Origin of the sequence: Rhodococcus sp. IEGM 1381, assembly GCF_030056795.1 — a bacterium.
GTDB lineage: Bacteria > Actinomycetota > Actinomycetes > Mycobacteriales > Mycobacteriaceae > Rhodococcoides.
Genome location: NZ_JASHKQ010000001.1, coordinates 1656529 through 1677149, shown reverse-complemented (window position 1 = coordinate 1677149; position 20621 = coordinate 1656529). Strand labels below are relative to the sequence as shown.

17 protein-coding genes and 2 pseudogenes are annotated in these 20621 nt (G+C 63.7%); 9 read left to right on the top strand and 10 right to left on the bottom strand.

The window, feature by feature from the left end; all coding sequences use genetic code 11:
- Positions 1–279: 279 nt before the first annotated feature.
- The 3 genes from QM797_RS07895 to QM797_RS07885 all read right to left on the bottom strand — a co-directional run bounded on the left by QM797_RS07895 (position 280) and on the right by QM797_RS07885 (position 3215).
- The gene (locus tag QM797_RS07895; RefSeq protein WP_283274730.1) at positions 280–1299 is read right to left on the bottom strand and encodes a hemolysin family protein; all 1020 of its coding nucleotides are present in this window, start codon (positions 1297–1299) and stop codon (positions 280–282) included.
- Positions 1296–2702 carry a hemolysin family protein gene (locus QM797_RS07890; protein WP_283274729.1) on the bottom strand — a complete coding sequence of 469 codons (1407 nt, stop codon included), beginning with the start codon at positions 2700–2702 and terminating at the stop codon, positions 1296–1298. Before QM797_RS07890 ends, QM797_RS07895 begins: the two co-directional genes overlap by 4 nt.
- 120 nt (positions 2703–2822) lie before the next feature.
- Complete coding sequence (locus QM797_RS07885; protein WP_283274728.1) at positions 2823–3215, bottom strand: universal stress protein; 393 nt, start codon at positions 3213–3215, stop codon at positions 2823–2825.
- A gap of 116 nt (positions 3216–3331) precedes the next feature.
- Between QM797_RS07885 and QM797_RS07880 the strand changes: the two genes are divergently transcribed.
- Genes QM797_RS07880 through QM797_RS07870 form a run of 3 tightly spaced genes read left to right on the top strand, consistent with a single transcriptional unit; the run spans position 3332 to position 6370 of the window.
- Positions 3332–4321: a Bug family tripartite tricarboxylate transporter substrate binding protein gene (locus tag QM797_RS07880; RefSeq protein WP_283274725.1), complete on the top strand. Its 990-nt coding sequence runs from the start codon at positions 3332–3334 to the stop codon at positions 4319–4321.
- A complete protein-coding gene (locus QM797_RS07875) occupies positions 4318–4848 on the top strand; it encodes a tripartite tricarboxylate transporter TctB family protein (RefSeq protein WP_283274724.1) in 531 nt (176 codons plus the stop codon). Before QM797_RS07880 ends, QM797_RS07875 begins: the two co-directional genes overlap by 4 nt.
- A 16-nt stretch (positions 4849–4864) precedes the next feature.
- Positions 4865–6370 carry a tripartite tricarboxylate transporter permease gene (locus QM797_RS07870; RefSeq protein WP_283274723.1) on the top strand — a complete coding sequence of 502 codons (1506 nt, stop codon included), beginning with the start codon at positions 4865–4867 and terminating at the stop codon, positions 6368–6370.
- A 68-nt stretch (positions 6371–6438) separates the two neighbouring features.
- On the opposite strand, the gene QM797_RS07865 is transcribed toward QM797_RS07870, so the two are convergent.
- Positions 6439–7512, bottom strand: a complete 1074-nt coding sequence (locus QM797_RS07865) for an alkene reductase (protein WP_283274722.1) — start codon at positions 7510–7512, stop codon at positions 6439–6441.
- 155 nt (positions 7513–7667) lie between these two features.
- Positions 7668–9848 (bottom strand): glutamine synthetase III family protein, encoded by a 2181-nt coding sequence (locus tag QM797_RS07860; RefSeq protein ID WP_283274721.1) that lies wholly within the window; start codon positions 9846–9848, stop codon positions 7668–7670.
- A gap of 191 nt (positions 9849–10039) precedes the next feature.
- On the opposite strand from QM797_RS07860, the gene QM797_RS07855 reads away from it, so the two are divergent.
- The gene (locus tag QM797_RS07855; RefSeq protein WP_283274720.1) at positions 10040–10507 is read left to right on the top strand and encodes an SRPBCC domain-containing protein; all 468 of its coding nucleotides are present in this window, start codon (positions 10040–10042) and stop codon (positions 10505–10507) included.
- A 26-nt stretch (positions 10508–10533) separates the two neighbouring features.
- Complete coding sequence (locus QM797_RS07850) at positions 10534–10974, top strand: SRPBCC family protein (RefSeq protein WP_283274718.1); 441 nt, start codon at positions 10534–10536, stop codon at positions 10972–10974.
- A 4-nt stretch (positions 10975–10978) separates the two neighbouring features.
- Here the strand turns inward: QM797_RS07850 and QM797_RS07845 are convergent, their stop codons facing one another.
- Positions 10979–11800, bottom strand: a complete 822-nt coding sequence (locus tag QM797_RS07845; protein WP_283274717.1) for a class I SAM-dependent methyltransferase — start codon at positions 11798–11800, stop codon at positions 10979–10981.
- Positions 11801–11929: 129 nt separating this feature from the next.
- Here QM797_RS07845 and QM797_RS26315 point away from each other — a divergent pair.
- The 3 genes and pseudogenes from QM797_RS26315 to QM797_RS07830 all read left to right on the top strand — a co-directional run.
- A pseudogene (locus QM797_RS26315) lies at positions 11930–12085 on the top strand (DUF5996 family protein); the annotation flags it as partial.
- 19 nt (positions 12086–12104) lie between these two features.
- The gene (locus QM797_RS26310; RefSeq protein ID WP_283274716.1) at positions 12105–12194 is read left to right on the top strand and encodes a hypothetical protein; all 90 of its coding nucleotides are present in this window, start codon (positions 12105–12107) and stop codon (positions 12192–12194) included.
- 110 nt (positions 12195–12304) lie between these two features.
- Positions 12305–13656: pseudogene (locus QM797_RS07830) on the top strand (MFS transporter).
- Positions 13657–13730: 74 nt separating this feature from the next.
- On the opposite strand, the gene QM797_RS07825 reads toward QM797_RS07830, so the two are convergent.
- From QM797_RS07825 to QM797_RS07810, 4 genes are all read right to left on the bottom strand, one after another.
- Entirely contained in the window at positions 13731–15173 is a 1443-nt protein-coding gene (locus tag QM797_RS07825) for a fatty acid desaturase family protein (protein ID WP_283274715.1), read from the bottom strand.
- A gap of 26 nt (positions 15174–15199) precedes the next feature.
- Positions 15200–16297, bottom strand: a complete 1098-nt coding sequence (locus QM797_RS07820; RefSeq protein ID WP_283274714.1) for a ferredoxin reductase — start codon at positions 16295–16297, stop codon at positions 15200–15202.
- Between the two features lie 98 nt (positions 16298–16395).
- Positions 16396–17925, bottom strand: a complete 1530-nt coding sequence (locus tag QM797_RS07815; protein WP_283274712.1) for an FAD-dependent oxidoreductase — start codon at positions 17923–17925, stop codon at positions 16396–16398.
- 38 nt (positions 17926–17963) lie between these two features.
- A complete protein-coding gene (locus QM797_RS07810; RefSeq protein ID WP_283274711.1) occupies positions 17964–18869 on the bottom strand; it encodes an AurF N-oxygenase family protein in 906 nt (301 codons plus the stop codon).
- 153 nt (positions 18870–19022) lie between these two features.
- Here QM797_RS07810 and QM797_RS07805 point away from each other — a divergent pair, with 153 nt between their 5' ends.
- A complete protein-coding gene (locus QM797_RS07805; RefSeq protein ID WP_283274710.1) occupies positions 19023–20546 on the top strand; it encodes an adenylate/guanylate cyclase domain-containing protein in 1524 nt (507 codons plus the stop codon).
- The last annotated feature ends 75 nt before the right edge of the window (positions 20547–20621 follow it).

Here is a 20621-nt window from a genome sequence, read left to right as displayed (position 1 = left end):
ATGCCACCGAAGGCTGGGTCATCTACAGTCTCAATGACCTACAAGTCTCGGTATGCGAGTCGGCAACGACCCGCTGAACAAGGAGTTCGACGGCAATGATGTCCTACCTGCTCTACGACGTGCTGCTCCCCCAACTCGGCCACGACGTCGCGTCGTACTGGGCACACCTGCTGGTCGTCGCCCCGGTCTGATTCGCTTCGGACACGACGTACATACGAGTCATCCCCGATCGGCCGTGTAGGCCGGTCGGGGATGACTCGTTCGAATGCCGAAATCGAATCAGACGGGTTCGGGCAGAAGCCGCGTCAGCACATCCGACAGCGTCACCACGCCGATTGTCCGCGCGTTGTCACCCACCCCGACCGAAGCATCCACCACCAGCGCCAGATGATGCCGGGTCTCGCGCATCGACGCGAGCGCCACGTACACCGGAGTGGTGGATTCCAGCGTGTACGCCGGACGCGTGATCTCGGCCAGATCCTCGGGATCGGTCAACGTGTCCCGCACGTGTACAACACCTTTCACCACGTCCCCGTCACTGACGAGAATGCGGAGATGTCCACTGATCCGTGATGCCTCCCGCACGTCGTCGATCGAGGCCGACGACGACACCGAGGTCGGCGTGCCGCTCCCGGCAACCAGATCGCCGACGGTGAGATCCTGCAGTTCCAACGCTCCCGAAATCTGAGCCTGGTAGCTGGCGTCGAGTGCACCGACGTTGACCGAGTGCTCGACGAGCTGACGGAGATCGTCCGCGTTCTGCCCGGAACCCACCTGGTCGGCCGGCTCCACGCCGACCTTGCGTAGGCACCAGTTGGCCATATTGTTCAAAACCGTCAGCACCGGTCGAGTGACGAACATGAATCCACGCATGGGAAGCGCGAGCATCGTGGCCGACTTCTCCGGATGCGCGATGGCCCACGACTTGGGTGCCATCTCGCCGACAACCAGGTGCAGGAACGTGACGACGATCAGCGCGAGGACGAACCCCAGCACGTCGGCAACCCAGTACGGCAGGCCGATGCCCTCGAAAAGCGGTGTGAGCCAGTAGTGCACCGCCGGTTTGGTCGTCGCACCGAGAGCGAGGGTGCACACGGTGATGCCGAGCTGCGATCCGGCGAGCAGCACCGTCAGCTCCGAGGAACTGCGCAGCGCGGCCCGAGCGGATCGCGAGTTCGGTGCAGCATCTTCGAGGCGATGCCGCTTGGCCGCGAGCAGAGCGAACTCGACAGCGACGAAGAAGGCGCTTGCAGCGATGAGACCGATGGTGACGGCCAGAAAGACCCAGAGGTTGCTCATCGGTGTGCTCCTGCAATGTCGGACTCGGCCGAATTCTCGTCGTGCTCGGTCGCACGCTCGTCGATGGTGAGGGTGAGTAGTGACGGCACGTGACTGTCGATCTCCTGCACCTCGATCGTGACGAAACGAACAGGGGTCTCGTCGTCGTTGGCCAGATCTGCGTTGTCCGGCGGTAGATCCACCTCTATGCGGGTACCGACGTCGGGCAGCGAACCGTGGTGCGCGATGGCGAATCCGGCGATGGTCTCGTAGTCACCGTCGGGCAGATCCACCCCGATCGCACGCTCGACCTCGTCGACATGCACCTCGCCTGCCATCGTCCAGCTGCCGTCGTCGGCGCTGACCGGGCTCGGGTCGAGTACACCGTCGTCGTGCTCGTCGGTGATTTCACCGACGAGTTCCTCGGCCAGGTCCTCGATGGTGATGACGCCGGTGAGGCCGCCGTATTCGTCGATGACACAGGCCATTTGGTTCCGTGTCGCCCGCAGTTCGCGCATCGCGTCGGGCAGGCTCTGCATCTCGGGCAGAATCAGCGCATCGCGGGTGAGTCCGGAGATCGGCGTCGAATCGGGCTCGGTGGAGCCCAGCACGTCGTGCAGGTGCACGACGCCGACAATTCCGTCGTCCTCGTCGAGCACCGGATACCGGGAATGCTCCTGTCCCATCAGCGCTTTCACCTCACCGAGGGTGTCGGTATCGCGCACCGTCGCGGCACGTGACCGCGGGATCATCGCGTGTTCCACGTTGCGCGTGGGGAAGTCGAGAATGCGATCGAGAAGAGTCGACAGCTCGTCGGGCAGATCGCCGGTTTCGCGGGAGTCCGAGACGATGTGTTCGAGGTCGCGCGGACTCGCCGAATGCTCCACGTCGTGGACGGGTTCGATCTTCAGCGCCTTGAGCAGCAGGTTCGACGACTGGTCGAAGATGGTGATCAACCAGCCGAAAAGCTTGAGGTAGATGGTCGTCGAGAGCGAGAGCCATCGGGCCACCGGCTCCGGGCGCGCGATGGCGAAGTTCTTCGGGAACAGTTCGCCGAAGAGCATCTGCACGAACGTCGCGAACGTGATTGCCAGAACGGCACCGAGCCCGACACCGACTGCCGTCGGAACACCGACGCCGCCGAGTATCGCGCCGAACGACTGCCCGATCAGCGGTTCGGCGACGTAGCCGACCAGCAGGCCGGTGACCGTGATGCCCAGCTGTGCACCCGAGAGCATGAACGACGTTCGCTTGGTGACGGTCAACGTACGAGCTGCGACGGCGTCGCCGGCCTCGGCACGCGCCTTGAGCCGGGACCGGTCCACGGTCATGTATGCGAATTCTTGAGCTACGAAGTAGCCGGTTGCGACGGTGATGAGAAAAACGACGAGCAGGCCGAGCAGAAGAGTGAGCAGAACGCTCATTCGCCGGACACCGCCTCGCACGTAGTAGCTGTGGTGCGGGGAGCCGTGTCCGGCCCGGGTCTATCGCTGTCCATGATTCCTCGGGGTCGTGTGATGGGAAGTTTGTCCGATCCTACCGGGTCATGGCGCCTTCACGACGAGGACGGGAACCGGGCAGTCCAGCAACACTCGCTGAACGGTGCTGCCCATCAGAAACTTGCCTACTGCGGATCGACGCTTGGAGCCGATGACGACCATGCCCGCACCGACGTCGGCAACGAGATCGACCAATGCGCCGGCCGGGTCACCGCCGTCCGGTTCGACGCGCACGGTCGTCGCCGCTCCCGGCAGCGTCCGCTCCACCTCGGCCTGCGCCGCGGTTCGATCCTCTGCCGACACCGAATCTCGTTCCAGCACAGACAATACGACCAGCGGGGCCTGACGCAGCTCGGCCTCGGCGGCACCGCGCCGCAACGCTTCTTGCCCTTCTGGAGTATTGCTCATCGCCACTGCCACTGCGCTTGCTTCCGACACGGTGTCTCCCGTTTGCTCGAGTCAACCGAGGACAACCCTCGGAGATTTGTGAACTGGACTAATCGGACAAACTGTATCTAACCTGTCGCTGTGACACACCACACGAGAGGCTTCTGATGGCGTTATCGCCCACACTGCTACGAACGTTCGGTGCGCTGGCGGTGGTGGGAGCGGTGACCGTAGCGGGCATCGATGCCGCTAGCAGCGCCAGCGGCTCCGACGCCCGCGCCAAGCTGACACTGATCGCCCCGGCCGCCGCGGGCGGAGGCTGGGACCTTGTCGCCCGCGAAGCACAGCAGGCGCTGCGCAGCGACAGCATCGTCAACAACGCACAGGTCGTCAACGTTCCAGGGGCAGGCGGCACCATCGGCCTGAGCCAACTCGACAACCTCAGCGGCCAAGCGACAACCGTCATGATCACCGGCACCGTCATGCTCGGCGGCATCGCGATCAACAACTCCGATACCACCTTGGCCGACACGGTGCCGATCGCCAAACTCGCCGAGGACTTCGAGGTGTTCGTCGTCCCCAAGGATTCACCGATCCAGAATCTCGAGGATATGATCGACGCCTGGCGAGCCAACCCCGGTGGCCTCCCCATCGGCGGCGGCTCCCTCGGCGGCATCGATCACATCGTCGCGGGCCAGTTGGCACAGGAAGCCGACATCGACCCTGCCGCAATCAATTACATCGCCTACTCCGGTGGCGGTGAGGTACTGACGTCACTGCTGTCCAACACCGTCGGCGTAGCGGTCAGTGGCTTCAACGACTTCCGCGATCAGATCGAGGCCGGCAACGTGCGTGCCCTCGCCGTGGCCTCACCCGAGCCGCTCGAGGGATTCGACGTGGATACGTTCATCGAACAGGGCTACAACGTCGACCTGGTGAACTGGCGTGGAATCGTTGCGCCCCCGGGGATCTCGGACGAGGACCGGCAGACTCTCGTCGACATTGTCGCCGAGATGGTCGAGACCGAGCAATGGGCGACGGCCGTAGAACGCAACCGTTGGAAGGAATCGGTTGTAACGGGAGACGAATTCCGAGACTTCCTCGAGATCGAGCAGGCACGCATCACCGCAATTCTCGAAGAACTGGGGCTGGTATGACAACGACGACTACCGACACGGACACGTCCCGATCCTTCTGGACGGGCCGCAGTGGGCTGGTCGTTCCGACGCTGCTCGTCGCACTCGGAGCATTTCTGGTCTACGGAACCGTCACCATGGAGGTTCCACCCACCGCCACCTCCCCTGGCCCACAGGTCTTTCCGGCCATCGTCGCCGGCGGCTGCTTCGTGGTCGCGCTGTTGATCACCATCCAACTGATGGTCAAGCCCGACGTGATCGACCGCGGAGTCGACGCCGACGGTAATCCGCACACCGGCACCGTGAGCAATTGGCGCACCCTGTCGATCACCGTCGGATCGGTGGCCTTGTTCATCGCCCTCCTCGACCCACTCGGCTGGGTTCTCGCCGGAGCGTTGCTGTTCTGGGGCGTCTCGATCGGGTTGGGTGGTCGCCGGTACGTGTTCGACGCGGCCGTGGCGCTGCTGGTCTCGAGCGCCGTTCAGATTGCATTCTCCGCGGGCCTCGGCCTGACCTTGCCCGGCGGCGTCCTCGCCCAGATCTTCTGACGGAGCTGAATTTTCGATGGATTCATTGAGCAATCTTCTCGACGGGTTCGGCACCGCGCTGACTCCGATGAACCTGGTGTGGGTGTTCGTCGGCGCGTTGCTGGGCACCGCCGTGGGCGTCCTACCCGGTCTCGGCTCTGCCATGGCGGTGGCCCTGCTGCTGCCGGTCACCTTCACCCTCGACCCCACTGCCGCATTGATCATGTTCGCCGGCGTGTATTTCGGCGGCCTGTTCGGCGATTCGATCTCCGGCATCCTGATGAACACCCCAGGCAACAGCACGGCCATTGCAGGTACGTTCGAGGGTCATCGCATGGCCAAGAACGGCCGCGCGCCACAGGCTTTGGCCACCTCGGCCATCGGTGCATTCATCGGCGGCATCGTCGCGACAACCCTGGTCGTGTTCTTCGCCCCGACGCTTGCCGCGCTGGCGACCAACTTCGGACCCGCCGAATATCTCGCGCTGGCGGTGTTCGCGTTCATCGCGACGTCGGCGGTGGTCTCGGACTCCGCCCTCAAGGGTCTGACCGCACTGCTGATCGGCCTCACCTTGGCCGTGATCGGTATCGACGGCCCCTCGGGCGCTTCCCGATTCACCTTCGAAGTACCGGCCCTGTTCGACGGCATCCACATCGTCGTCATCACCGTGGCGATGCTCGCTCTCGGCGAGGTCATCCACATCGCGTCGAAGATCGGGCGTCCCGAGGACCGCACCCTGATCAAATCGCAGGGCCGCCCCTGGTTGAGCAAGGCTGAATTCCGCGACGCGTTGCCGGCCTGGCTGCGCGGCACGGCATTCGGTGTGCCGTTCGGCGTGATCCCCGCAGGCGGTGCCGAGGTACCGAGCTTCCTGGCCTACGGCACCGAGCGCAGGCTGGACCGCAAGCGCGCGAAGCCGATGTTCGGCAAGGGTGCCATCCGTGGCGTGGCCGGGCCCGAGGCAGCGGGAAACTCTACGGCCGGAACAGCAATGGGTGCGCTATTGGCTCTGGGGCTGCCGACGTCGGCGACGGCCGCGATCATGTTGGCGGCCTTCCAGCAGTACGGCATGCAGCCCGGACCCCTGCTGTTCGAGCGCAGCGGCGACATCGTCTGGGCTCTGCTGGCCAGCCTGTTCGTGGCGATGATCGTCCTGCTGATCCTCAACTTGCCGTTCGCACCGCTGTGGGCGCAGCTGCTGAAGATCCCGAAGAACTACCTCTACGCCGGAATCTCGGTGTTCGCCGCCCTCGGCGTCTACGCGTCGAGTGCGGCGATCGTGGATCTGATCTTCATGCTCGGACTCGGCATCGTCGGATTCATGATGCGGCGCTACGAGATTCCACTCGCACCGGTGTTGATCGCGGTGATCCTGGGCCCGCTCGCCGAGGAATCGCTCCGACGCGCGTTGGCCGTCAGCGAGGGCGACCCGTCGATCCTCGTCAGCAGCGGCATCACCATCGTGCTGTACGCACTGATGGTCATCGCCGTGGTGTTCTCGATCGTCAGCAAGATCCGGGCCCGTAAAACCGCAGACTTCTGAGTGCGCCCCGCGCAGTGGTGTGCTCAGGCGCCCCAGAAGGCACTCGAGCACACCACTGCCGCAGGCACTCAGTGCTGCAGGGCCGGGTAATCCGTGTAGCCCTTGGCACCATCGGTGTAGAAGGTGCTCTGATCGGGCTCGTTCAGCGGTAGATCCTCGCGCCAGCGGTAGGCGAGGTCGGGGTTGGCGATCGCCGGGCGGCCGACGACGATGGCGTCACCGATTCCGTTGTCCAGGAGCGAGAGCGCCTCGTCGCGGCTGGTGATCTCACCGAAGCCGCTGTTGACCAGCACAGACCCGCCGAACGCCTGCCGCAGATCCTGAACCAGCTCACCGGCCGGATCCTTGTGCAGCACACTGAGATACGCCAGGCCCAACGGTGCGATTCGGTCGACCAACGCGCGGTAGGTGGCACGCACGTCGTCGGCGTCCGTCTCGAGGGCATCCTGAATGTTGTGCGCTGGTGAGATACGAATTCCCACCTTGCCTGCTCCCAGGGCGGCGACCACTGCCTCGACCACCTCGGCAACGAAGCGCGCACGGTTCTCCGGCGAGCCGCCGTATGCGTCGTCCCGCTGGTTCGATGCGGGCGAGAGGAACTCGTGCAGCAGGTACCCGTTGGCGCCATGAATCTCGACGCCGTCCATTCCGGCGGCAATTGCGTTCTTCGATGCCTGTACGAAATCGGCGATCACCGAGGGCAGTTCGTCCTCCCGCAGGGCGCGCGGGGTGGGGTAGGCCTTCTTGCCCTCGTACGTGTGAGTCTCGCCGTCGATAGCGATGGCGCTGGGCCCGACGACCTCGCGGCCACCCGTCGTCGCCTCGTGGGTAACCCGACCGGCATGCATCACCTGAGCGACGATCAGTCCGCCGTCGGCGTGCACTGCGTCGGCGACGTTGCGCCAACCCTCGATCTGCTCATCGGTCACCAAACCGGGCTGACCTGGGAAGCCCTGGCCCGCGTGGCTCGGGTAGGTGCCTTCACTGACGATCAGACCCAGGGAAGCGCGCTGCTTGTAGTGCTCGACCACCAGCGGACCCGGCACGCCGTCCTGGCCGGAACGCGTCCGCGTGAGCGGAGCCATAACCAACCGGTTGTCGAGCTTCAGGTCGCCGAGCGCCAACGGGGAAAACAACTTCATGGATCTCTCTCCTCACGAGTGCGTGCACAGTCTTTGCCACTCATCACTCGAACGATCGAGATCTACGAAGCTATTCCGATCCGAGACATTGCTCACGCAGTGGTGTGGCCAAGTCCCCCAGAGGGCATTGAGCCGCACCACTGCGCGGAGCGCACTCACAGGATGTACAGCATCTCCTGGTACGTCGGCAGCGGCCAGAGATCGTCGGCCACCATGGCCTCGAGTGTGTCTGCCGCCGAGCGGACCGCCGCCATGGCGGGCAGCAGTTCGTCCTTGGCATGCATGGCCTCGGCCAGTGCGTCGCCGCCCGGGTCGGCCTCCAGCGCCCCCTTCAACGTCGCCAACGCTGCGCGCAGCTCCGACAGTGGTGCCGAGACTGCTTGCAGCGCAGTCATGTCCACGTCGTCGACGCCTGCACCCTTGAGCGCGCTGACGTTCTGCGCCAGTTCCGTCTGATAGCGCACCGCCGCGGGCAGGATGGACGTCTGGCCCATCTCCAGCGTCAGGCGAGCTTCGACGAACACCGTCAGCGCGTACTGCTCGAGCCCGATCTCGTAGCGCGAGTGCATCTCTCGGTGATTGAACACCTTGTACTTCTCGAACAGTTCCATTGCCGACTCGGAGATCAACTCCGGCAACGCGTCGAGGGTGGTACGCAGATTCGGTAGTCCGCGTGCCTCGGCCTCGACCTGCCAGTTGTCCGAGTAACCATCACCGTTGAACACCACTGCACCGTGTTCGGTGATGATCTCCGTCAGCAGGTTCTGCACGACAGTGTCGAAATCGGTGCCGTCGGCGACGGCGGCCTCGAGGTTGGTCGCCATGTAATCGAGCGCCTCGGCCATGATCGTGTTGATCGTGACCATCGGGCCGTTGACGGTCTGCATCGAGCCGGGGGCACGGAACTCGAACCGGTTGCCGGTGAACGCGAACGGCGACGTGCGGTTTCGATCGCCCGGGTCGGTCGGCAGGATCGGCAGGGTATCGGCACCGATCATCATGGTGCCCTTGTCCTTCGAGGACGTGGCTGCACCCTTGGCGATCTGATCGAACACGTCTGCCAGCTGATCACCGAGGAAGATCGAGATGATCGCGGGCGGAGCCTCGTTGGCTCCGAGACGATGATCGTTGGTCGCCGACGCCACCGAGGCGCGCAGCAAACCACCGTACTTGTGTACCGCGCGGATGACGGCGGCGCAGAAGACCAGGAACTGCGCGTTGTCGTGTGGGTTGTCGCCGGGAACGAGCAGCGAACCGAGCTCGGAGTTGCCGAGCGAGAAGTTGACGTGCTTGCCCGAGCCGTTGACGCCCTCGAACGGCTTCTCGTGGAACAGACACTCCATCCCGTGCTTCTTGGCGATCGTCTTGAACGTCGTCATCAACAGCTGCTGGTGATCGGCTGCGATGTTGCCGCGCTCGAACATCGGCGCGATCTCGAACTGTCCGGGGGCGACTTCGTTGTGCCGAGTCTTGGCCGGGATACCGAGCTTGAACAGCTCACGCTCGGTGTCCATCATGAAGCCGAGTACGCGCTCGGGGATGGCTCCGAAGTAATGATCGTCGAATTCCTGGCCCTTGGGCGGCTTCGATCCGAACAGGGTGCGACCGGCGTTGAGCAGGTCCGGACGGGCCAGGAAGAAGTGCCGGTCGACGAGGAAGTACTCCTGCTCAGGACCGCAGAAGGAGACGATGTTCTCGATGTTCTCGTGCCCGAACAACTTCAGGATGCGCTCGGCGTGACCGCCCATGGCCTGCTGCGAACGCAGCAACGGCGTCTTGTGGTCGAGCGCCTCACCGGTCATCGAGACGAACACCGTCGGGATGCACAGGGTATTGCCGTTCGGGTTCTCGAGAACGTACGCCGGGCTGGTGACGTCCCAGCCGGTGTATCCGCGAGCCTCGAACGTGTTGCGCAGACCGCCGTTGGGGAAGCTCGACGCGTCGGGCTCGCCCTGGATCAGCGTCTTGCCTGCGAACTCGGCTAGCGCACTGCCGTCACCGACGGGGTCGAAGAAGCTGTCGTGCTTCTCGGCCGTCAACCCGGTGAGCGGGTAGAAGACGTGCGCGTAATGGGTCGCACCCTTCTCCAGGGCCCAGTCCTTCATCGCCGACGCGACAGCGTCGGCGACCATGGGATCGAGCTTCTTGCCCTTGTCGATCGTCGCCATCACGGACTTGAAGACCGATTTGGGCAGACGCTTCTGCATCACGACCTTGCTGAAGACGTTCTCACCGAAGATCTCACCCGGCTTTTCGTCTCCGACGAAGCTGACCGCAGGCGGCACATACGCCTCGACGTCTTTGATCGCCTGCAGGCGTACGGTATTTCCACTCATGGCTACCCCTTGACAAGGTGCTGCTCCACAGCTGGATTTTGCGGAGTCCGACCCGGCGACTGTACGAATGCGACGTGGCGGTCGTGTTTCGTCGTTGTGTCCACTGCGAGGCAAAAACGGCGATCGGAGTTTCCTTCCACGTCGACGGGGGTAACTCCGTAGCCAGCATGAACAATTGAAAGGCGTGTTCCATGACCGACGAGTTGACCGTCCAGCGCGTGATCGACGCTCCCCCTGCCTCCGTGTTCACCGCCCTCGCCAATCCCGAGGTCCAGGCTGCGGTCGACGGTTCGGAAATGCTGCGTGGCGCAATCGACCCGACCCCGCTTCGGACGGTGGGCGACACCTTCGCGATGGATATGTACCAGCCGGAACTGGGCGAATACGTCATGGAGAACACCGTGTTCGTGTTCGAGCAGGACCGACACATCGGTTGGATTCCCAATCGCCAGGGCATGGAACCTCGCGGCACGCGGTGGTCCTGGGAACTCGAGGAGGTCGCCGACGACCGGACAGCGCTGACACAGGTGTACGACTGGTCGCGCGTCACCGACCCCGAGTTCCGCAAGATGGCCGGGTTTCCCCGAGTGACCGAGGACCAGATCGTCGGCGCCATGCGCCGTCTCGCCGAACATCTCGGCGTCCCGCCCGAAGACTGATCCCCCAACGACAGGAAAGAACCCTCATGGTCGACGTCACCCGCACCTTCACCGCCGCTGTTCCGATCGAGAAGGCGGCCGCCTTCCTTCGCGACTTTTCCAACGCGCCGTCGTGGGATCCCGGAACCCAGAGCTGCACACAGATTTCGGACGGGCCGGTCGACGTCGGAACGCAGTGGCACAACGTCTCGAATCTGTTCGGTATCACCACGGAGTTGACCTACACCTTGGTCACGGACGAGCCGAATCACATCGTGCTCGAAGGGAAGAACAAGACGGCCACCAGCGTCGACGACATCACGCTGACGGCGGAAGGTGACCGATCGACGCGGATCGACTACCACGCGCAGGTCGAGTTCAACGGTGCCGCAAAGGTTGCCGGTCCGTTCCTGAAGGCGGGTTTCGAGGCGAAAGTGGCACCGGACACCGTGGAGAAGATGACCGAAGCACTCGAGCGGTTGAACTGACGGCTTACTTGTGCGCGACGATCGTGAAGTTGTCGGCCGAACTCGTCTCGGCATCGGCCGACACGATCGAACCGTCGTCGGCGAAGATCTCCACGATCGTGAACCCGGCACCCGTCACCAGCGACCGCACGTCCGACACGGTGGTGAAGTGCATGAACGGCGCGAAATCGTGTGCAGCGAGTGGAGCGATGGCCCATGATCCGCGATCGTCGACGCGGGATTTGGCCGACCACCAATTACGCACGCTGCGAACAGCACCGGCAGGATCGAGCAGCCTCCGCCCGATAACCGTCACTGCCCGTTTCGGCGAGAATCTGAACCGCTGCGTGGGCCTACTCAGTTGAAACGGCTTCTCCCCGAACGACGGTCCGTTGCGGTTGAGGGTGGAAAACACCAACACTCCGGGATCCGCCAGAAGTCGTCTGAATTCTGCGAGTACCCGACCGCGCTCCTCGTGGGTCACGGTGTCTATTCCGTTGTTGCTGAACACGATCAGGCCGAACTCACCGTCGGCGAAAGCTGTCAGACTGCGCGCATCGGCCACATGCGCCTGCAGGTCCGGAAAATTCCGACGGAACGCATCGATCATGTTGGGCGCGTAGTCGATCGCTACATAGCGATCGCTCATGAGTCGGAGCAGAGCCGTGGTTCGCCCACTGCCCACTCCGACGTCCAGCACCGGCGTTCCGCGCGCTACCGCGGCCGCAGCGACCAGCGCTGCTGCTTCCCCGCGGTCGAGAAATCCATCGGTGGGGCCGGCGTACTCCACGTAGGCCGCGGCCACCCGGACACTGTCGAACACATCCCGATTGTGGTCTGTAGACACGCCGATCACCTCTTCTTCCCTGACCGCTGCCACACGCGTCTCGCCCCTGGGGTCACGGTACCGGCGAACCCTGAGGCGCGCCTGAGCTAGCAGAGCTATGGTCTTCCACCGGGGGATGCGTGCATCATCACCCCGCGCGCCTCCTGCGACGCGGACGCGATCGAGACGTTCTGGCGTGCCCTCGTCAGCGCACATCGCGTGTTCTCCGAGTTTCGCGGCAAGTCCAGCCCGGTCCATTTCTTTTGGGGCGCCTTCGATCTCGCCGTCACGCGCTTCTCGGGGAGACGTCCTGACCTGTGCCGCGGTGCGTGGTGCCGAGGATCCCGATGCGCTGTTGCGGGCCTTCCTCGAACAAACCCACCGTGCGGCCGCAGAGATCGCCCACTGGGAGTAGCCCCTCGACCACTCCCCCATTCGGGGGTATTCGTGGAGTGACCCGGGTCACTACCGTTCGTCGCATTCGGTATCGCACATTCGCCCGATACCCGACAAGACGGAGGAACCATGACCACTGTCTCACCCGACGACCCGGGTGTGTCCGCATCGACGCGGCCGCCGGTGCAGGCCAAGACCAGTGTTCGACGGGTCGCCGTCGCCAGTGGCATCGGTACGACGATCGAGTTCTACGACTTCTTCATCTACGGAACCGCTGCCGCGTTGGTCTTTCCGACCATCTTCTTCCCAGCGCTCGGCAACACGGCCGGCACCGTGGCCTCGTTCGCGACGTTCGCCGTCGCGTTCATCGCCAGGCCCGTCGGTGCGGTGCTGTTCGGACACTTCGGCGACCGCATCGGTCGTAAGAAGACGTTGATCTCGACGCTGCTGCTGATGGGAGTATCCACGTTCGCCATCGGTCTGCTGCCTGGTGCCGAAACCATCGGCGTGGCTGCTCCGATCATCCTGGTGCTGCTCAGGTTCGGGCAAGGGTTTGCCGTCGGCGGCGAGTGGGCCGGCGCGACGCTGCTCACGGCCGAGTACGCACCTCGCGGTAAACGCGGCTTCTATGCGATGTTCCCCCAGCTGGGTCCGTCCGCGGCCTTCATCTTCTCGAGCGCAACGTTCCTGGCGACGGGACTGCTGCTGGGCGATACCAACGAGACATTTCTGAACTACGGTTGGCGAATCCCGTTCCTGCTCAGCGCCGTCCTGGTCCTCATCGGCCTGTACATGCGGCTGGCCATCGAGGAGACCCCGGTCTTTCGGGCCAACAAGCTCGCCGAGGAGCAAGCTCCGGCCAACTCGGCACCGACCAAGCTGCCGATCTTCGACGCGTGGCGTATCCAGAGACGCGAAATCATCACCGCTGCAGGCGCATTGGCGTCCCTCTTCGCCTTCTTCTACATGGGACCGCGTACCTGACGAGCTACGGCACCAAGACCCTCGGGTTCGACCGCCCGTTCGTTTTGGTCGCCGGGATAGGCGCTGCGGTGATCTTCGGAATCGCGATCGCGGTCTCGGCGACCTACTCCGACCGCGTCGGCCGGCGGCGAGTGATCATGGCGGCGTGCATCGTCGCGGTGCCATGATCGATAGCACTGTTCCCGTTGCTCGACACGGGCTCACCGGAAGCATTCGTGATCGGTATGTGCGTGACGCTGGCGATCTTCGGCGTTGCCTACGGACCGACCGGCGCTCTCCTCTCGGAGCTGTTCCAGACTCGTTTCCGTTACACCGGAGCAGGTTTGGGTTATAACCTCGCCGGAGTTCTCGGTGGCGCGATTCCGCCGATGCTTGCCGCACCGCTCACGGCCGCGTTCGGCAGCATCTCGATCGGCGTCATGCTGGCCCTGCTGTCGGTACTGAGTCTGGTCTGCACCAAGAGACTGATCGAAACCAAGGATGTCGACATGACGTGAACCGGACACACAGAACCGCGGCCACCCGGAAGTCGGGTGGCCGCGGTTCTTGTCAGCTGTGTGCGGGGTAGAACTCAGTCGTCGCCACGGGGCGGCGGCTGAACATCGACGCCACCGGAGTTGTGCTCCGGTCCAGCCGCAGGGTGGCCGGCGGGGACGCGACCACGCGTCTTCGCGGCCTCGCTGTCCTTGGTGGCACCCTCGGCGAACTTGCGACGCCAGCTCTCCTCGGGACGGTAGGGGCCCGGCTTCGGCCGAATCTTGCCGCCCGGGAACGCCAGCCTTGCGATGGTCCGCTGGACCATGCCCCACTGCTGAAAGAACGGTCCGGTGTTGTACGGCAATTCGTAGCGCTCGCAGATGTCCTTGATCTTCGGCGCGACGTCCGAGTACCGAGTGCTGGGCATATCCGGGTACAGGTGGTGTTCCACCTGGTAGCTCAGGTTGCCGCTCATCAGGTGGAACAACGGTCCGCCGTCGATGTTGGCGGCACCGACCAGCTGACGCACGTACCAACCGCCACGGGTCTCGTTCTCCACCTCTTTCTGGCTGAACGTGTATGCCTGATCCGGGAAGTGACCGCAGAAGATGATTGCGTTCGACCAGACGTTGCGAATGATGTTCGCGGTGAAGTTGGCGGCCACCGTCGAGAGGAACGTGCTCTCGACACCACTGAGGCGTGAATCCATCAACGCTGCGGTCTTACGGTTCTTGCCGAACCGAGCCGACCCACGCAGCTTGGACGCCAGACGAGACCTCTTGCTTTCCGGCAAACGACCACCCGACGCCAGCTGTGCCAACGCGAACGCACCGGCACTGATCAGGGGCCAGCCGACGTAGTCCTTGACGAACTGCTTGCGTGCCTTGACGCCGATGCCCTTGAGGTCCTCGACGAGATCCTTGACCGGCTTCTCGCCGCGACGGATAGCATCGATGTCGAGATCGTGCAGGGCCACGCCCCACTCGAAGAAGGCCATCAGCAGCAGGTTGTACACCGGCTGGGCCAGGTAGACGGGGCTCCACTTCTGACGTGGGTCGATGCGCATGATCTCGTAGCCGAGGTCCTTGTCGACACCGCGGATATTGGTGTACGTGTGGTGCACGTAGTTGTGCGAGTGCTTCCACGATTGCGCGGTGGAGGCCGTATCCCAATCCCACACCGACGAGTGGATCTCCGGATCGTTCATCCAGTCCCACTGCCCGTGCATGACGTTGTGGCCGATTTCCATGTTCTCGAGAATCTTCGCGATTCCGAGGCAGGCGGTGCCGGCCAGCCAAGCGGGCTTGCTGGTGGATCCGAGCAACAGCACTCGTCCCGCGACCAGCAGTTGGCGCTGGGCGGCGATCACCGAAGTGATGTACTTGCGGTCCTTTTCACCGAGGCTGGCGTACACCTCGTCGTGAATGGCGTCGAACTCCTTCGCGAGTTCGGCGATGGTCTCTTCGCTGAGGTGTGCCAGTGGATTCACCGGCTCCCCAGTGTCGGTTGCGTGCCTGGTCGTTTCGTCGATCGTCATAGAATTCCCCTGTTCGATCCTGTTGATCAGAGTTCGATTTCGATGTCGCCCTCAGCGGTGTTGACACAGATTCTCACTGCTTGCCCCGTAGGTTCGGAGATATCCCCGTTACGTAGGTCACGTAAACGCCCCTTTTTCAGAGTACCTACACAGGTATGACAGATGCCGATGCGACAACCGAACGTCAGGTCAAGTCCGGCATCCTCACCTGCTGCGAGAATCGTTGTGCCACCGTCGCATTCGACGTCCTTCTTGCTGTTCAGGAACTTGACGACGCCGCCTTCACCTGCATCGTCTCCGCCGCCGATGACGGGCTGGAAACTCTCGTGGTGAAACTTGCCGTAGTCGCCCTGGTCTTTCCAGTACGAACGCAGATCGTCCAGATGTTCGCCCGGGCCGGAGCAGAACGCTTCGCGATCACGCCAATCCGGTACCAATTCGTCCAGTTCCGACGCCTTCATCCGACCTTCGTCACTGGTGATGCGTAGCTTCACCGTCAGCCCGTCGTGCTTGGCTTCCAATTCCTCGAGCGTGTCCGCGAACATCAACTGTTCACGGTTGTGCACCGAGTGCACCACGACCGCGTCGCGCACCTGATCGTGGTGGTCGAGCGCGCGCAACATGCTGATGATGGGCGTGATGCCACTCCCGGCGCTGATGAAGACCATTTTGTCCGGAACCGGGCTGGGAATTGTGAACTCGCCCTCCACCTCGCTGAGCCGGACGATGTCACCCGTCCGGATGGACCCCACCAGATAGGGCGAGACCGTTCCCGAGGGCACCAGCTTGGGACTGACACTCACCAACCCGTCCACCGGATCGGGATCGGAGGTGAGCGAATACGCCCGCCAGTGGTAGCGGCCGTCGATCAGCACACCGAGTCGCACATATTGCCCGGGTGTGTGACCGGCCCACTCGAACCCGGGGCGAATGTAGACCGAGACGGCCTCCGATCCCTCCGGAGTCACCCGCTCGACCTTGCCCCGAAGTTCCTGGGTTGTCCACAGCGGATTGATCATCGACAGGTAGTCGTCAGGACGGAGCGGATTGAACAATGATCGGACTGCACGCAGCATCGTCCGTCTTACAAAAGAAACCTGGGGCTTGGCCCCCCGTTCAGCCATACTCAACGGTAACTCCAAGAAGCTCGCCGTGCGTACGAATCGCGCAGACTCGAATCAGACTGCTACACAAAGTGAACAGAACAGGGAGTTAGCGCCGGTCAGCGCGCTCGCGAGACGCGATCTCCGAGAGCGGCGCTCACTTTGCCGTACCAGCCGAGCGGACGCGCCGGGCCCCGTGTGGGGACGTCAGCGAGCAAGGCTTCGGCAGTTTCCTCTGCGTCGATCTTGTTGTCGCCGATACCGCCCGTGGCACCCCGTTTGGCCCATCCGACCACATAGCTGCCCGGAACCGGAGTGCCGTCGGCAGCGGTGATCCGTCCGCCGTCGTTGCGAATGGTGCCGGTGATGTCGTCGAACGGGACGCCCGGCGACGGAGTTCCGCGATAGCCGATTGCGAGCAGAACCAGCTCCGTCGACAGAAGGACCGCATGTTCGCCCACCCCCACCTCGATGGACTCCACCGAGCCGCTGCCGTGCAGGGCAGATGGTGCCCGCCCGAACGCGAAGACGATGCGACGCCCATCGTTTTTATCGGGTCGTTCCGCAGGCTCCACTCCTGCACTGGAGCCGAGATCGACGCGCTGGGCTCCAGCCAGCGCAGACGCCGATGCCGAGAGCGGGAGTCGATCGATCGCGTCGACGATCCCGTCCGGGCCTGCCACCACGACGTCCACGCCCGGGCGATCGACCAGTGCCTTGCACTCGGAACGCGTGAAGGCCGCGAACTCCGGGCCACGACGAGCGAGGACCACGACCTCGCGCACCCGATTCCGTCGCAGTTCGGCCAGTGCATGCGGGGCGATCTCGGTCCCGTCGAGCTGATCCGGGTCTGCGGTGAGGATGCGAGCCGCATCGAGAGCGACGTTGCCGTTTCCGATGACGGTCACTCGGTCGACGCCGGTGAGGTCGATCGCGTCGGCGGGGACGTCGGGATGACCGGTGTACCAGCCGACGAGGGTGCGCGCGCTGACGGAATTGTCGAGATCTATCCCGGGAATGTCGAGCGCTCGGTCCTTGTCGGCACCGACGGCATAGACGACGGAGTCGAACTTTCGAGCCAACTCGACGTGATCGACGTCCTTACCGACCTCGACGCCGAGCTTCATCGTCACCCGAGGGTGCGCGAATATCCCCCGGAAGTGCTCGCTGATGCGTCGGGTGCCGAGGTGATCGGGAGCGACGCCGTAGCGCGCGAGACCACCCGCAGTGCGCAATCGGTCGTAGAACGTGATCCTGGTGCCCGGCACCCGCAACAGGGCTTGCGCCGTATAGCAGGCAGCCGGTCCGGTCCCGACGATAGCGATGCTGACGGGCGGCAGTTCGTTGACCGTCGACACCGGAAATCTGGGCTCACCCCACTCCGCTACGGCAGGCTTGTCGCGGTAGTAGTCGGCATTGATGTCTGCGTATATCTGCTGATCCGGCGTCAAGCGGGATACGCGTGTGATCGCGTCCACCGGGCACGCGTCCGCGCACGCCCCGCAGTCTATGCACGAGCGCGGATCGATGTAGAGCAGCTCGGTCTTGCCGAAATCCGGCTCGTCGGGCGTCGGATGAATGCAATTGACCGGGCACACCGACAGGCAGGATGCGTCGTTGCAACAGTTCTGCGTGATCGCGAACGGCATGGGTTATCGGATGTCCTTCACGGCCTCGAAAAGAGTGGTCAGAGCATGTGCAAACGACGGTAGATCATCTCGGCCGGCTTGGTGATCAAACCGCAATCGAGAAGAAACGCCATCAGATGCTCGCTCGAGGTGCGCATCATCGTGTGATGGTGAGCGTTGTTCTTCGCTTCCTTCATCGCGCGGTCGACATCGAGGCCCGCCGCTGCGTAGACCTCCTTGTTGACCATGTTGGACACGATCAGGCGAGCGGCGATCGCGACGACGAGAGCGCTGGCCTTGCGCCGAGCCGGGCTCTTGTCGGCGATGTCTTCACGCATCTGCGCACGAGCGAACGTCATGTGCCGCGATTCCTCGACGACATGGATCTTGCTGGTGGTGCGCACAAGCGGCAACACGTTCTCGCCGCGCATCCAGTCGCGCTGCATGACGTCGAGAACTTCTTCGGCGACGAGAATGCCGCCGTAGGCCACCTCGGCCGATGCGAGAGCCTTGAAGCCACGGCCGAGCTCGATGCTCGATCGACGCGGCAGGTACGCCTTGATGCCCATCTTCTGGCAGGCGCGGGCGAACATGATCGAGTGCCGGCATTCGTCGGCGATCTCGGTGAGCGCGAACTGGAAGTCAGAGTTCGAGGAGTCCTTGCAGTACTGATCGCGGAGAACCATCTGCTGCAGAATCATCTCGAACCAGATGCCGGTGCTCATGATCGAGCAGACCTCGTGGCGAGTGAGCGTGATGCGCTGCTCCTCGCTCATCTCGTCCCACAACTTCGTGCCGTAGAGGGTGCTCCACTCCGGGTTGAGGCCGTAGAGGGAGGGATCGAGATCGGCCTCCCAGTCGACCTCCTCGGCCGGGTCGTACGAGAGCTGGGCGGCGGAGTCGAGCAAACGCGCCGAAACATCCTCGGGCTCGAGAACGTCGTTCCTGGAGAGTGTGCTGGTCATCGCCGTCGTTCCTTTCATCGTCGAACAGGAGTGATTAGCTGTTACGGAGATTACCAGGTACTTGGAGACACAGATAGTCACTCGAGCAGAATCGCCCAGATTCTTTTCGCCGGGCACCTAGAGTTCGAGCGTGCAGAGACAGAAGGAGCACCAGTGATCGCAGCTCTACGGTCCGCCCTCGACCGCACCCCGATGCGGCTCTACGCGGCGGGCATGGTGTCGGCCAACGCCATCGGGGCGGTCATCGTATTCGTGTTGGCCCGCTTCATCCTGCCGTTGCCGGTCGGCTCCGAGGAGATCCTGTCCGACCGCAACTACCTGGCGTTCTTCGTGTACTTACCGGTCGCGATCGGTATCGGCATCGCGCTCGGACTCCGGGTGGCGGCACCGTTGGTGCGGTGGCTGCACACCGGCGGCACCCCTTCGGACGACACCGCGATCGCCATCGTCCGGCTGCCCCTTCGCCAACTCGGCGTCCATGTTCTGCTGTGGGCTCTCGGCGTCGCAGTGTTCGTGGCGGTCAATGCGTCGGCAGGTGCCGCTCTGTCGATCATCGTGGCCATCGCCGTCAGCTTCGGCGGCTTGGCGACCTGCTCACTGGGTTATCTGGTTGCCGAACGAACTCTTCGGCCGATCACGGCAGCTGTGATGGAGGTCAGTGAGGTCACCGATACGGTCGCTCTCGGTGTGAAATTGCGGGTCGTCCTCATCTGGGTACTGAGCACGGCCATTCCCATCCTGGGTGTGGGGCTCATCGGACTCGGGAGACTGATCGACACCGTCATCCCCCCGGACGTCGACCTGTCGCCCGCGATGGTCTCGTTGTCCGCGATCGCCCTCGTTGTCGGGTTCGGCGGGATGTTCTTGGTCGGCCGATCGGTGTCCGATCCGCTGCAGCAAGTCAGCACGGCCATGCAACGCGTCGAGGGCGGTGCGACCGGCACCCGCGTCGACGTCTACGACGCCTCCGAGATCGGCCGACTGCAGAACGGGTTCAACAAGATGGTGGTCGGCCTCGACGAGCGCGAGCTCCTGCGCTCACTGTTCGGACGCCACGTAGGTCAGGATGTGGCGCAGCGAGCGCTCGCGAGCGCTCCACGCCTCGGTGGTGAGAACCGGACGGTGGCGGTGCTGTTCATCGATCTCGTGGGTTCGACGGCGATGGCCGAACGAGAGTCCGCGGAGACAGTGGTCGATCTGCTCAATCGATTCTTCGCGGTAGTGGTGGAGCACGGCGAACGACACGGCGGCTTCGTCAACAAGTTCGAGGGTGATGCCGCGCTGTTGATCTTCGGCGCTCCGGTCGATCACCCGGACCCGGCCACCGCGGCGCTGCGGACCGCGCGCACTCTGGCCACCGCCCTGGCCACCGACAGTGGTGTCGAGATCGGCATCGGCGTGACCTACGGGCCGGTCATCGCAGGAAACATCGGAGCCGAATCCCGCTTCGAGTACACCGTCATCGGCGACACCGTGAATCAAGCGGCACGGCTCACCGATCTCGCGAAGGACGACCCGAACATCGATGTGCTCACCTCGTCGATCGTGCTCGATCACGCAACCGCGGACGAGAGGAAGCACTGGAAAACACGTGAGTCCGTGACGCTGCGCGGACGGTCCGCACCGACGATTCTGGCCGCCCCCGTTCACCCCAGCCGGCAGTCCGCCACACCCTAGAAAATTCGAAGGTTTCCCGTTCGGTGCCGATGGGGCATACCCCCCGAACCAAGTCACCCATCGCGCATGCGCGAG

Bases quoted from the DNA above. Each gene is read 5' to 3' on its own strand.
- QM797_RS07895 (WP_283274730.1), bottom strand. From the start codon at position 1,299: ATGAGCAACCTCTGGGTCTTTCTGGCCGTCACCATCGGTCTCATCGCT.
- QM797_RS07890 (WP_283274729.1), bottom strand. From the start codon at position 2,702: ATGAGCGTTCTGCTCACTCTTCTGCTCGGCCTGCTCGTCGTTTTTCTC.
- QM797_RS07880 (WP_283274725.1), top strand. From the start codon at position 3,332: ATGGCGTTATCGCCCACACTGCTACGAACGTTCGGTGCGCTGGCGGTG.
- QM797_RS07875 (WP_283274724.1), top strand. From the start codon at position 4,318: ATGACAACGACGACTACCGACACGGACACGTCCCGATCCTTCTGGACG.
- QM797_RS07870 (WP_283274723.1), top strand. From the start codon at position 4,865: ATGGATTCATTGAGCAATCTTCTCGACGGGTTCGGCACCGCGCTGACT.
- QM797_RS07865 (WP_283274722.1), bottom strand. From the start codon at position 7,512: ATGAAGTTGTTTTCCCCGTTGGCGCTCGGCGACCTGAAGCTCGACAAC.
- QM797_RS07860 (WP_283274721.1), bottom strand. From the start codon at position 9,848: ATGAGTGGAAATACCGTACGCCTGCAGGCGATCAAAGACGTCGAGGCG.
- QM797_RS07855 (WP_283274720.1), top strand. From the start codon at position 10,040: ATGACCGACGAGTTGACCGTCCAGCGCGTGATCGACGCTCCCCCTGCC.
- QM797_RS07850 (WP_283274718.1), top strand. From the start codon at position 10,534: ATGGTCGACGTCACCCGCACCTTCACCGCCGCTGTTCCGATCGAGAAG.
- QM797_RS07825 (WP_283274715.1), bottom strand. From the start codon at position 15,173: ATGACGATCGACGAAACGACCAGGCACGCAACCGACACTGGGGAGCCG.
- QM797_RS07820 (WP_283274714.1), bottom strand. From the start codon at position 16,297: ATGGCTGAACGGGGGGCCAAGCCCCAGGTTTCTTTTGTAAGACGGACG.
- QM797_RS07815 (WP_283274712.1), bottom strand. From the start codon at position 17,925: ATGCCGTTCGCGATCACGCAGAACTGTTGCAACGACGCATCCTGCCTG.
- QM797_RS07810 (WP_283274711.1), bottom strand. From the start codon at position 18,869: ATGACCAGCACACTCTCCAGGAACGACGTTCTCGAGCCCGAGGATGTT.